At 38.2% G+C, this 12180-nt stretch carries 12 protein-coding genes and 1 other annotated feature; of the genes, 10 read left to right on the top strand and 2 right to left on the bottom strand.

The window, feature by feature from the left end; all coding sequences use genetic code 11:
* The 6 genes from NGR58_RS02520 to NGR58_RS02495 are packed head-to-tail and all read left to right on the top strand — an operon-like array spanning window position 1 to window position 5619.
* A complete protein-coding gene (locus NGR58_RS02520; protein WP_258088123.1) occupies window positions 1-381 on the top strand; it encodes a hypothetical protein in 381 nt (126 codons plus the stop codon).
* Between the two features lie 4 nt (window positions 382-385).
* Window positions 386-2188 (top strand): glycerophosphodiester phosphodiesterase family protein, encoded by a 1803-nt coding sequence (locus NGR58_RS02515; RefSeq protein WP_115470283.1) that lies wholly within the window; start codon window positions 386-388, stop codon window positions 2186-2188.
* Between the two features lie 12 nt (window positions 2189-2200).
* Window positions 2201-3679 (top strand): collagen-like protein, encoded by a 1479-nt coding sequence (locus tag NGR58_RS10205; protein ID WP_262092840.1) that lies wholly within the window; start codon window positions 2201-2203, stop codon window positions 3677-3679.
* Window positions 3680-3708: 29 nt separating this feature from the next.
* Complete coding sequence (locus NGR58_RS02505) at window positions 3709-4218, top strand: hypothetical protein (RefSeq protein WP_258088122.1); 510 nt, start codon at window positions 3709-3711, stop codon at window positions 4216-4218.
* Complete coding sequence (locus tag NGR58_RS02500; protein WP_258088121.1) at window positions 4215-4535, top strand: phage holin, LLH family; 321 nt, start codon at window positions 4215-4217, stop codon at window positions 4533-4535. The genes NGR58_RS02505 and NGR58_RS02500 overlap by 4 nt, the downstream gene beginning before the upstream one ends.
* Window positions 4528-5619, top strand: coding sequence for a GH25 family lysozyme (locus tag NGR58_RS02495; RefSeq protein WP_258088120.1), 1092 nt, complete (start codon window positions 4528-4530; stop codon window positions 5617-5619). The genes NGR58_RS02500 and NGR58_RS02495 overlap by 8 nt, the downstream gene beginning before the upstream one ends.
* Before the next feature lie 52 nt (window positions 5620-5671).
* Here NGR58_RS02495 and NGR58_RS02490 read toward each other — a convergent pair whose 3' ends face one another.
* Window positions 5672-7471: a hypothetical protein gene (locus NGR58_RS02490; protein ID WP_258088119.1), complete on the bottom strand. Its 1800-nt coding sequence runs from the start codon at window positions 7469-7471 to the stop codon at window positions 5672-5674.
* 328 nt (window positions 7472-7799) lie between these two features.
* Window positions 7800-7875: a sequence feature (ribosomal protein L21 leader region), on the top strand.
* 29 nt (window positions 7876-7904) lie between these two features.
* Here NGR58_RS02490 and rplU point away from each other — a divergent pair.
* Both rplU and rpmA read left to right on the top strand, forming a co-directional pair.
* Entirely contained in the window at window positions 7905-8207 is a 303-nt protein-coding gene (gene rplU / locus NGR58_RS02485) for a 50S ribosomal protein L21 (protein WP_075270165.1), read from the top strand.
* Between the two features lie 25 nt (window positions 8208-8232).
* Window positions 8233-8544, top strand: coding sequence for a 50S ribosomal protein L27 (rpmA, locus tag NGR58_RS02480; protein ID WP_115470288.1), 312 nt, complete (start codon window positions 8233-8235; stop codon window positions 8542-8544).
* 343 nt (window positions 8545-8887) lie between these two features.
* Here the strand turns inward: rpmA and NGR58_RS02475 are convergent, their stop codons facing one another.
* Entirely contained in the window at window positions 8888-9622 is a 735-nt protein-coding gene (locus NGR58_RS02475) for an SDR family NAD(P)-dependent oxidoreductase (protein WP_258088118.1), read from the bottom strand.
* Between the two features lie 265 nt (window positions 9623-9887).
* Here NGR58_RS02475 and NGR58_RS02470 point away from each other — a divergent pair, with 265 nt between their 5' ends.
* Together NGR58_RS02470 and NGR58_RS02465 are read left to right on the top strand one after the other, a co-directional pair.
* Window positions 9888-11330, top strand: a complete 1443-nt coding sequence (locus NGR58_RS02470) for an ABC transporter permease (RefSeq protein ID WP_258088117.1) — start codon at window positions 9888-9890, stop codon at window positions 11328-11330.
* Between the two features lie 22 nt (window positions 11331-11352).
* Entirely contained in the window at window positions 11353-12012 is a 660-nt protein-coding gene (locus NGR58_RS02465; RefSeq protein ID WP_258088116.1) for an ABC transporter ATP-binding protein, read from the top strand.
* Window positions 12013-12180 lie beyond the last annotated feature (168 nt).

The following is a 12180-nucleotide window of genomic DNA, read 5'->3' as shown; positions in this document are numbered from 1 at the left end:
ATGTTCGACACAGAAAAATTGAATGATGTGGATGGTGCATTATACAAACTTCATAAAAGGTTGTATGAGCTATATATGATAAATTATCCACCAACTTCCGGTGGCCCTTTTGGAATTACTGTGGTTAATGAAAAAACCTATATTTATTTAATTGATACATTAGATCAATTAATAAGATGGCATAACTTGTTAGTGGATACTTTAACGTCATATCACATGAATCCATTTGGAAATATTAATGTTAAAAAAATTTACTATACAAATAAAGGTAGTGATTTGAACCTTTTGGTTGACGACTACAAAAAAACATTAATCGAATTGAATAGATCACTAGATACTTTTAATCAAATTATGGAATTAAACAAACTAATGAAGGAGTAAAATTATGGCAGAAAAACAAGGCCGATATACAGTAGTTGATACAACGTTAAATAAAACGGATTCAACAGTGGTGGAAGATTTGAGTGGTCGACAAGGTGATAACGGCCGCATTGTATACTTTGCAATGAAAGACAATGGATTGCCACATGACTTAACTAACCAAGATGTGACATTAAAAGCTCGCGATTCAGCTGATAAAATTAAGGTGATCAATGGTATTAATGAGATGATTTCAGCGACTGCTGGCTTATTTTCAATGTATATTCCAAATGAAATGTATGAAGCAGTGGGTGATATTAAAGAAGCCTTTTTAACAGTTACTGATAATAAAAATACAGTTGTTTCTACCATTCCGATTATGTTCACTGTGTTTGAAAATGGTATCGTCATTTCTACGCGTGCATCACAAGATTATATCGATTCAATTCAAAAAATTATTAATGAAGTCAAAGGTAAGTTAGATGGCTTTCAGTCAGCTTATGACAAGCTGAAGGCAACGATTAATGATTATGTGAATACAATCAATAGTAATGAAGTGGCGGTTAAGAATAAGACTAATGAATTCAAAGAAAATAATACGTTTGATAAAGACGTTATTGTAAAAGGAACTGTTGAAGGAAAGGTGACTGGTGATGTAACCGGTGATCTCCATGGTAAAGCAGATGATGCCAATAAATTTGGCGGCCACACGTACGCGGAAGCACTATCACATCCAGCCTTTAAAGTTGGAACGAAATTCTTTGCACATCGTGGGGCGCAAAAGATTGCACCAGAAAATTCTTTGGTAGCCATGCGTAAAATTGCTAATCATTCTGGTATGGAAATTGACATTCATGTAACCAAAGACGGCCATTGGGTGGTTATGCATGATGGCAACATTGACCGTATGACCACTAAGTCTGGTGCCATTAGTTCATATAATTTTGCCGATTTGCGTAAGATACCAATTAGCAATGGAAGTAAGGCAGGACAATATGAAACTTCTGAGTTGGTTATTCCAACATTAGAAGAAGCTTTGACCATTGCAAAAGACAAGCGAATTATTCCAGTTATTGAAATTAAGAAAGATTCTACTGACAATTACACCGCTGCCAATTGGGATTCCCTGATTAAAATCATTAAGAAGTTCAATGTACAAAATGAAATGATGTTTATCTCATTTGATTATGGCTCACTACAAGAGGTAAAGAAACGTCTACCAGTAGTGGAAGTATCTTATCTGGTTAATAAGGTAACAAAACAGATTCTTGATGATGCCGTTGCTTTGGGTGTTAATTCAGGTGTCGATGTAAACATCGCAGGTCTAACTGCACAAAATGTTATTGACGCTCATAATCGCAATTTGAATGTTGGAGCATGGACGCCAAATGATGATTCGAAGCGAGAAAAATTGTTGTCATGGGGTGTCGATTCTATTACCACTAATAGTTTATCTGGGGAATTACGATACGAAGAATTACAGTTGGTTAATGGTTGGAAGAACCATCCTGCAGGAAATTTTAATGCTTATGTTACTGAAATTGCTCCTCAAAAAATTCAACTACATTTTCTAGTCTATGGTGGAACACGTACTAAGAATAAGGTCATTGCAAAATTGCCAAAGTGGGCAATGCCTCATTCAGCGGTTTGGGGTATTTCAGCTACTCGTATGACTAAAGGAACTGAATCAATCACTATCTCAACTTTTGATATTGATGGTAAAGGTGATTATCCAAATACAACAGTTAAGACTGGTCTTAATTGGGATAAAGGTGACAGCAATAATGATGGTGATTGGGTAAACGGTAGCCTGACCTATTACATTTAATCGGAGGGATACATGAAGACAGTTAAAATTTTAGGCGATATATCTAATAAAGTTTCTGATACAGCTACGATATTTAGATTTCGCTTATGGAACGATAACTCAGTCCAGGATGTTTCTGGTAAAAAATTAACCTTAACCGTTGCCAACGACAGCGGTTTTTTATTTGATACGACACCAGTAAATGCTGGAACGGAAGTATGGGTTGACTTTAAAGATGAAAAATTAACGACACTAACCCCTGATGACTATCAATTAGAAATTCGTGTAACCAATGATGATGGTGATGTAGAAATTTACCCATCAGAAGGTACAATTTCATTTACTGTGGTTAAAAATTTACGCAGTTTAAAAGGAAATACAGTCCCGTACGTAACATTTGATACTGTTTTAGCAGATGTCAAAACAGCAATGGACAAAACAGTTGCTAATTATGTGAAGACGATTGCCAAAGGTGATAAGGGAGACACTGGTCCACAAGGTCCGCAAGGAATACAGGGAAAACAAGGTATCCAAGGACCAAAAGGTGATAAAGGGGATACTGGTCCGCAAGGTCCTGCTGGTAAAGATGGTGTTGTGGACTACAGCAAGACTGTTAATACCACAGGGGACCAATCGGCAACAGGAACAAAAAGTTTTACTGACGTAAAAGTCAGTCATATCATGGAGGCAGATTGGTTATACAAACACGTCCCTTCAGCAGGTGCTACCCCATTCCTTGAGATGAACGATACAAATCTTAATATTAAACAAGCCATTGGACACTACTACTCTGGGTTTAGTCATGGAAGTGGTGTCGCTTTGGGCGCAGGGGGGCTTACGATTGTTGGTGGTGGAGAGTCTGCAAAAGGACTTGGTGATGCCATCAATGATGGGTTAGCTGATACATCAGCCTCTGGTTTACCTATTTCCGACCACGGTAATGAGCATACAATTATCGCTTCAGATGGTTATATCTACTTCATGCCAGGTCAGCAAGCAGGTTACCCAACACTTGCCCCAGCGTTCCGCTTATCAAGTAGTGGATACCTTGATAAGTATACAGGTTCTGGTTGGACACCTTTAATTACTCCAACTTCTACCCTACTGGCACAAGATAGTCAAGTAGTTCACAATACTAATAATGAAACCGTTGCAGGTAACAAGACGTTTTCTGGTAACACCACGATTGGTGGTACCTTGATGACTGATTCAGGGTGGAAGAATATGACACTTACAAATGGCGCAAAAGCCGATATTGCACGTTACCGATTACTAAATGGCATTGTGTATATTGAGATACTAAACGTGGTGGCAGATGTGGGAAGCGTCTTCTTTACCTTGCCGTCTGAGTACATGCCGTCTCATGATATTTGGCAATCTTGGTTTGCTGCTGGCAAGTCTGGAAACTTTATGGTGGATGATAAAGGTCAAGTTTCACGGGCATCATCTACTACATCAGGAAAAGATTCTGGGACAAAAGCGTCATTCGAGGTTTGTTACCCAATTAATTAATCATCTAGTGATTTACTAGGTGTTTTTTAATGCACAAATTTAAGGAGGGTAATTTGTGGTTATTAACAAGTACATTTGACCAACGTCTCACGGAGATTTCAGTAATCGTTGGAATAATCGGCGCTATTTCAGCACTACCAATATTCAAGTCAATTGGTAATTGGTCTCGGCAGAGACGAAAAAGAAAAGATGAACATTTGATCAAAGCGATTGAACAGGCAACGCAACCTTTAATTGATGTCTACAAACGAGAACATCAGGTTTTAGTGGATAAGGTGAAGCAGCAAGATGAAGCTTCATTATCTGTTTTACATGACCGTGTGTATCAGGAAGGTAGGCATTTGTTACATCAAGTTTGGGCGACAGTTGACGATATTGATAACTACATTCATCTATATGATCCATATCACAACTTAGGTGGTAATGGAACTGGTGAAGCAATGTATCGACGTGTCATGGATTTACCAATCAAACAACAGCAGGGAACATTGGTTGATGAAGCTGTTCAAATGCACAAGGAGAGGGATGAAAACAATTGAATTTACAACAAATCGGGAACATCATATTGTTCCTTTGGAATACAGGTTTATTAACGGCACTGGCTTACTCTGGTAGCCGTTTTTTAGTTGCCCACACAAAGAATAAGAACTTGCTACTACTCAACGAGTGGGCAATGCAGGCGGTGCAATATGCAGAAACTCATCTGCACAGTTCAACGGATAAGAAAAAGTCAGCAATGTCATTTTTAGCTGAACGATTAAGCGCCAACAAGTTAGGCGTGAAGTTTGATGACAAGCAATTGGATACTGTCATTGAATTGGCAGTCACAAAACTGAAAGGAATGACAGATGAATAAAATTAAGACACTTGTCTTAGCCGCTGGGGCAATCTTAGCGTTAGGTGGCGTTAGTGAAACTACTGCCCATGCTGATACACCTCGTGTGGATATGGTCGACACATCTAACCACAATGGTCAAATGACATCACCAGAGTTCGTCTATATGCGTAACAACTATGGATTGAAAGCTGTCACTACTAAAATCAGTGAAGGTGTTGGCTTTCATGATTACACGGCACGAGGTAACATTGCTGCTGCTAAGCAAGCTGGTGTGTACATTAACGGGTATCACTATCTACATGCAACAACAACCACTGCTGCTATCCAAGAGGCTGACTATGCAGCACGAATGGCTAAGGCGGACGGTTTGCCAGTTGGTGCCGTACTAGCAGTTGATATTGAGCAACCTTATCAATTGCGCATGGGCTCAGCAATGCAATCAGTAGCGAATGCTTTTGAGAACCGTGTTCGTGCCTATGGTTATCGTTCAACGACTTATACCGGTGGTTCAGCATTAGCAGTAAGCCCTGCAGGTGAAAAAGCGTGGATCGCACAATATCCATACGTGCCAACATCAGCCATGAAGCATTACTCAACTGAACACGCATGGCAATGGACGTCTAATCAACGTTTCGCTAGTTCATTAGGGCGTTTTGATGCTTCAATTCTGTACGACAATTTCTTCACGGCAGGTACTGATAAGGATGTTGTTGTGCCAAACGTGACACCATCTAAGCCAGTAGTGAATAAGGACACATCAGCTATCAAAAAATTTAAGAACGCTGGTAATCGCTTCACGGCTTACAAGTCATTCCGTGTTGACAAGATCGCTTATGCAAATGGCATGTGGCAAGCTATCAACTATGACCTGGCAGGTGGCAAGGATGCTAACTGGACGGCTAATGGTATTCCGCTAGCAATGTTGGATAATGTGACTCGTGGTAACTATGCAGCAACTCGCGTAGGTGATCAGGTTAAGTTCATGCGTGGTTACAACTACGGAACGATTGATCAATACGATAACAACTCAAATGGTGCTGGTATTGTTGAAGGACGATATGGCAACGTTTGGTACAATGCCAATTCATTATTAGCTAAATAAAATTAAAGCCCACTAGGTTATTCGATTGAATAGCTTAGTGGGCTTTTTGTGTTTACTGTGGTATTGATTTAGATATTTCTTTATCAGATCTTACCAACGTGTTCATAAATATAAAATAACCAATTAAAATTAACCAACTCAAATCAGACACGATGACCATAAGATTAAATATGTGACTAGTTTTATATTGTAGTGTAAGTGAATTTTTACCTTTAACACCATTAAGATTTATTGTTCCAATTGGTGTCTTAGAAATAGTTGTAGCATTTAATTTTTTGCCGTTAAGATATGCACTTGTATTTTTATATATAAAGGCAGGTACCTCAATTTGGTGTGCTTTATTTTGGGACCAAGAAATATGCAAAATTCCATGTGATCGTACATTTTTATTAAATAAACTGTGTTTTTCTAAAACATGTTTAGTATATAGTCCATAGTAATCTTCATTATTGTTGACTTTAGTAATAGGTAAGTAATCTGGCGTTGTTCGATCTACTGTATTTATGAGTTGACTTAAGTCTCGATTACTCCAAGCTGCTCTTAGATCAGTTGTTGTATTCACTGGATGACCATCCATTGGATTAAGCCTCAAATCTTTTGGATTGATTGCGGCACTTTGTGCGACAGTAGTAGTTTTTCTGTAATTTGAAATAACATTATCTGATACACTTACTGCTAGATTTATAACGCTAGTAATGGATAACATTACAAGAAGTAATTCTGTTGTTCTTTTAAATGTATCAGGAAGATTTTTAATCAATTCATTTACTGCTAATGGAGCACCAATCAATACAAAAGCATCTCCCAGAACAGTGAATCTGAAGGAGAACTGTAAGAAATTCAAGATAACTGGAACGTGATGTTGAATAGTAGGCCATGGCATTAAGTTGCTACCTAGAAAAAAATAGGTAAACCCAGAGAGAGTAAGCACTTTGCTGAGGTTAGATACATTTTTCCAGTATAAGATGACAATTGTAATACCTAGAATAACTAGTATAGCCAAAATATTATCTGTAAAAGAAACACGATTACCAAAAAAAGGAATATCGTTATTTGTGAACACATTAAATGGATTGAAAATAGCATTAGTAACGTCTATTTTAGTAGGTGGTACTAAGATATTATTTTTTGATAGTTGTAGAAAAGGCAAAATTGAATTTAAACATAATAAAATGGTTGAAGCAATAGAGATGAATAAATAGCGTATCATCAACCACTTATTATGTGTTTGAATGAATCCAATAACAAAAGGAGCAATTAAGACAGGAACTGCAAATGCAGCGCTTAGCAAATGTCCCTGAACTTGTATGCTTACGGCTAATGCCAATATAAGTGAATTTTTTAATTTAAAATTACCTTGTAGCATGTCAAATATAGGTAAGATCATTAATGGCAAGAAAGCTAACCCTATTGAACGCCAACCGGTAACAATTAGAAAAGAGGCAACAGCGTTAGAAGTTAAATAAATAATTCCTAAAGCGATGCTAAATTTCTCGTTTAAATGAAGTCTTATAGAAACATAGTATGCAGAAATGCCAGCAATAAAAAGTACTAAAATATTTATGATGACTTGAAATTTTAACCAAGAACCAGACAACAATAGTATGATACCGAGTACATAAGTCAAAAAAGGACTATAAACTTCATTTACTATACGCCCTGACTGCTGAAACGAGTACAGATTAAGCACTGAAAAATTAAAGTGTTTAATTTGCATTGCAGCTTCATATATCCTTCCGTAGTGAAAATATCCATCAACTCCTAAAACTGGAGTTTTATTTAAAATAATTGGACTGACTACAAATATAGAAGCAAGAAAAATGATAATTATTGGCTGAATATGCTTTTTCATGTTACACCTCCGAAAATTTATCAAATTTAATATACCATATATAGACAACAATATTTTCTTTATCCTTAATTAAAGTTTCCCAGTCTTGCGGTTTTTTGTATAGGTAGAAAAAATTACCGCATAGTTACTGCAATAGGTGTACAATCGTTGAAGTAATAACATTCGCTAGTCCCACCAGTTGCATCAATATGGCCTTGGGAATGTTGATAAATCAACGCTCCCAAGGCTATTTTTGTATTTGTAATACTTATTTACTTGAACTAACGCATTATCATTGAATTTGTGTGTTGACTAGGTTATAATAGTTTACGTTGTGTTTGTGGAATCTCACAAACTGCAACCACTCATGGCCTGTATTAAGCAATTCTTTGAGTTCGCGGGCTTTGGTGAGTCTAAGTTTTTACAAAAATTTTTTATGGAGGTCTACAGACTCATGGCAGCATATGCAATCATTGAGAACGGTGGAAAGCAATACAAAGTTTCTGCCGGCGACGTAATTTACGTCGAGAAGTTGGATGCCGCAGAAGGTGACAAGGTTGTCTTTGACAAAGTTGTCTTCGCTGATGGCAAAGTAGGTGCACCTTACGTTGAAGGTGTTACTGTTTCAGGAACTGTTGAGAAGCAAGGTAAGGAAAAGAAGGTTGTTACTTTCAAGTACAAGCCAAAGAAGCACTCACATGCTAAGCAAGGTCACCGCCAACCTTATTCTAAGGTTGTCATTGACTCAATTGCCTAAGCCATCGGATAGGAGGATTTAAATCATGCAATTAAATTTGAATAACTTGACGATGCTTGCTCACCACAAAGGTGGTGGTTCATCAGCCAACGGTCGTGACTCAGCTGGTCGTCGTCTAGGTACAAAGCGTGCCGACGGACAAGAAATCAAAGCTGGATCAATCATTTACCGCCAACGTGGTACTCACATCTACCCAGGTGTTAACGTTGGTCGCGGTAACGATGATACATTGTTTGCACTGACTGATGGTGTTGTAAAGTTCGGTCGTATGGGCCGTGACAAGCGCCAAGTATCAGTTGTATCTCGTGAAGAATACAAAGAAATCATTGCTAAGTAATTAGCGATTAAAAGAACCTTACTAATTTCGGTTAGTAGGGTTCTTTTTTTGATGTCTTTTAAAACAATCTACTAACTAATAAAACTAATATAAAAGAGAGCGGGACAAAAGTCGCTTTGAAGCCGGTGTGTAACACAATTTGCGTCATTTTTGGCCGAAGCAAAGCGAAGGACAAGAATGGCGTAAATTGTGTTACATTGAGGCTTCAGACTTTTGGAACGCGTTTATGCTATAAAATTTATAGCCTTATAATTAATGCATTTTTAGCACAAAGAGGTTGGGACCGTTGTTTTGTCCCAACCTCTTCTTCTTAGACCAACATTAATCGGTCATTCAATTTTATTTAGATGGCTGTATAACCACCATCAACTAGTAAGGTCGTACCATTAACGAATGATGCATCATCACTTGCCAAGAACGAAACTGCTTTACCAATTTCTTCTGGCTTTCCTAGACGACCTGCTGGATGCAAGTTCACTAGGGATGCCTTATCATGACCATCGAGTAATGGTGTGTCAATGTATCCTGGTGCAACAGCGTTAACACGGATACCTTCTGAAGCATAGGTTGCTCCCAAAGTTTGTGTTAGCAACTTAACACCACCCTTGGCAGATGCATAGGCTGTCACACCAACTTTTCCAACGAAGCTATGAATTGACCCCATGTTAACAATGGCTCCACCGTTTTTTTGTGTGCGCATTTGCTCGATGGCATACTTATCAGACAAGAAAACACCACTCAAATTGATGTCGATCGTCGAACGCCATTGGTCATAAGACATGTCTGTAATATTACCATCACGTGCAATACCTGCGTTGGCAACCATAATGTCTAATGAGCCGAAATGAGCAACTGTTTCTGAAATAACGTGTTTAATGTCGTCTTCATCAGTGACATTAGTTTTTATAAAAATAACTTGATCTTCATTCCCCAATGAAGCCGCAACGTCTGATCCTTTATCAGATAGATCCGAAATGACGACTTTAGCACCTTCTGCCATTAATTCTTTGGCAGTTGCTAAATCAATTCCTGATGCACCACCAGTGACAATTGCTACCTTATCTGTAAATTTTCCCATTATATTATCCCCCTTTCAAATAAATGAGTTTAGAATTACTTACAAGAATATTATACATGAAACATCCCGAATAATGTAAGCGTTTTTATATACAATCCTGTATTTGGTACAAAAATATAAGCGGGTGGGATAAGAAAAGTTGGTTTGCGATAATATGGACACTTATTAAGTTTCAGTTGAGCCTAGTTTAACATTTATGAAAGTTCGTCCACATAGAATAAAATTATTCAAACCTCATAAATTATTCGGAAGTGGAGTCAAAAACATGAATTTTATTAAACGAGCAGGGATTACCCTGTGGTCCCGCAAAGGACGGACCGTTTTGCTGATAATTACTGCTAGTGTTGTTTTGATGTTTGTGATGGCAGGATTAATCATTCAAAATGCCGCATTAATGTCGGCCAAGACAGCGACTAATTCAGTTGGATCGACTGTTACCTTGTCACAAAATCGAGAAAAGATGATGCAAAAGATGCAGAAAAAAATGTCATCATCTTCATCGAAAAGTAATCAGCAGCCATCGTTCACTCAGGCGACAACAACAATTGCAAAAGTTAAAAAGATTGCTGCACTGTCAAATGTAGCATCATACAATATATCAACTAGTGCTTCTGTTAACGCCAGTGGTTTTAATGCAGTTTCGACTTCGTCTGCTTCAAGTATGGGTGGGCCTTTCGGTAACTCATCAAGTAATGGGAGCATCCAAATTAATGGTGTTAGTACGTCAGCTGGTTCATCTAATTTTGCGGATGGTACAGCTAAGATGATCAGTGGACGAGGTATCAAGGCCAGCGATGAAAATAAAAATAATGTTGTCATCGAATCTGAACTAGCCAGTGCTAATAATTTAAAGGTAGGCGATCGCATTAAATTTGCCAATACTTCGGATGCATCAAAGAAAACATCAGTGAAGATTGTCGGTATTTATAACGCTAAAACGACCACGAATGGTTTTTCACACCAAGATCCTTCAAATACAATCTATGCCTCGTATACTTTGTCGAATGAATTGGCTGGTACTGAAGGAAAAGTTTCAAATGTAACCTACACGATGACCGATTCATCAAAGACAAAGGCCTTCACTAAAGCAGCTAAGCAGATTTTGAATGATTCAAACATGACGCTAACAAGCGATGCGGCGGCATACAAGTCAGCAGCCAAACAAATGAAAGGCGTTGCGAACTTTGCTGCAAAGATTGTTTGGGTAGTTGCGATTGCTGGTGCTTTGATACTTGGTTTGATTATTCTCTTAATGACACGTGAACGTCGGCATGAAATTGGTATTTTAGTCGCGTTGGGGGAGACTAAGGTTAAGGTAGTTGCTCAGTTATTTACGGAATTGTTAATTGTTTTGGTTGTGGCGTTAGGTATTGCGACAGCTGCCGGGACAGCAGCTTCTGGACCAATTTCAGAACGTTTGGTTTCACAACAGCAAAGTTCGCAACAGTCTGCGATGAAACAAGGTGCCCCTGGTGGCGATATAAACAAATCAGACCACCAAGGCAATGGGGCACCAGCTACTGGCAAAATAACCGATGGTGCAATGGGTCAATCAGCGACAAAACCAATGACTATCAATACTGTCTTAACGCCAATGGCAGTTGCTGAGTTAGGTGGTATTGCAATCTTGATTGCTTTGTTGTCAGTTAGTGGTGCTGGCATGACGATTTTACGACTAAAACCGAAGAAAATTTTACAAGCGGATTAACCAGAGAGTTAAGGAAGATGAAATGATATTAACTACTAAAAAATTAGCGCATTGGTATACTGATGAGTCCAACAAACTCTACAGTAATGTCAATTTAACATTTGAATCTAACAAGTTTTATGCGATCATTGGTGAGTCTGGCTCAGGAAAGACGACGATTTTATCCTTTCTAGCTGGTCTGGATGTACCGCGTGCAGGTGAAATAGCGATTGATGGCGTATCAATTAACAAAATTGGCTTAACCAAATACCGGCAACGTTATGTGGCAACGATTTTTCAATCGTATAATTTATTAACGTCAATGACAGCCTACCAAAACATTGAAACAGCTTTGGCAATAACGCGTTCGTCACATAAAGGTGACCGTCAATATATTTTAGAGCAGTTAGCGCGAGTCGGTATTAATCAAGTGCAGGCTTTTAAAAATGTTCAGAAACTTTCTGGCGGGGAACAGCAACGTGTTGCTATCGTTCGGGCGCTACTGGTTGATGCACCAATTGTTGCTGCCGATGAAGCGACAGGAAACTTAGACCATGAGAATTCAATAATCATTGTTAACTTGTTTAAAGAGTTAGCTCATGATTACGGTAAAACGGTCATTTTAATTACACATGATCGCGAGATTGCCAAAGAGGCAGATGTTCAAATAGCACTGAAAGACCATCAATTTACAGTCTTGTAATGAATATATCTTTAGTACAAAAAGGTTGAAACAATTTGCTTGTTTTGAACTGAACCCCGTAAGTTGGAGTAATTTCCAAAACTTACGGGGTTTTACTATGTTTTCAAAAGAAGTACAAATTGAAGCTGTCACAATGTATCTACAAGGTATTCCGCCTTATAAAATACG

This window comes from Weissella fangxianensis (assembly GCF_024718545.1).
GTDB lineage: Bacteria > Bacillota > Bacilli > Lactobacillales > Lactobacillaceae > Weissella > Weissella fangxianensis.
Note: the sequence above shows the minus strand (reverse complement) of the source record. Positions and strands in the feature narration are given on the sequence as shown.

Coding starts and splice junctions, on each gene's coding strand:
- NGR58_RS02520 (WP_258088123.1), top strand. CDS start 1: ATGTTCGACACAGAAAAATTGAATGATGTGGATGGTGCATTATACAAA.
- NGR58_RS02515 (WP_115470283.1), top strand. CDS start 386: ATGGCAGAAAAACAAGGCCGATATACAGTAGTTGATACAACGTTAAAT.
- NGR58_RS10205 (WP_262092840.1), top strand. CDS start 2,201: ATGAAGACAGTTAAAATTTTAGGCGATATATCTAATAAAGTTTCTGAT.
- NGR58_RS02505 (WP_258088122.1), top strand. CDS start 3,709: ATGCACAAATTTAAGGAGGGTAATTTGTGGTTATTAACAAGTACATTT.
- NGR58_RS02495 (WP_258088120.1), top strand. CDS start 4,528: ATGAATAAAATTAAGACACTTGTCTTAGCCGCTGGGGCAATCTTAGCG.
- NGR58_RS02490 (WP_258088119.1), bottom strand. CDS start 7,471: ATGAAAAAGCATATTCAGCCAATAATTATCATTTTTCTTGCTTCTATA.
- rplU (WP_075270165.1), top strand. CDS start 7,905: ATGGCAGCATATGCAATCATTGAGAACGGTGGAAAGCAATACAAAGTT.
- rpmA (WP_115470288.1), top strand. CDS start 8,233: ATGCAATTAAATTTGAATAACTTGACGATGCTTGCTCACCACAAAGGT.
- NGR58_RS02475 (WP_258088118.1), bottom strand. CDS start 9,622: ATGGGAAAATTTACAGATAAGGTAGCAATTGTCACTGGTGGTGCATCA.
- NGR58_RS02470 (WP_258088117.1), top strand. CDS start 9,888: ATGAATTTTATTAAACGAGCAGGGATTACCCTGTGGTCCCGCAAAGGA.
- NGR58_RS02465 (WP_258088116.1), top strand. CDS start 11,353: ATGATATTAACTACTAAAAAATTAGCGCATTGGTATACTGATGAGTCC.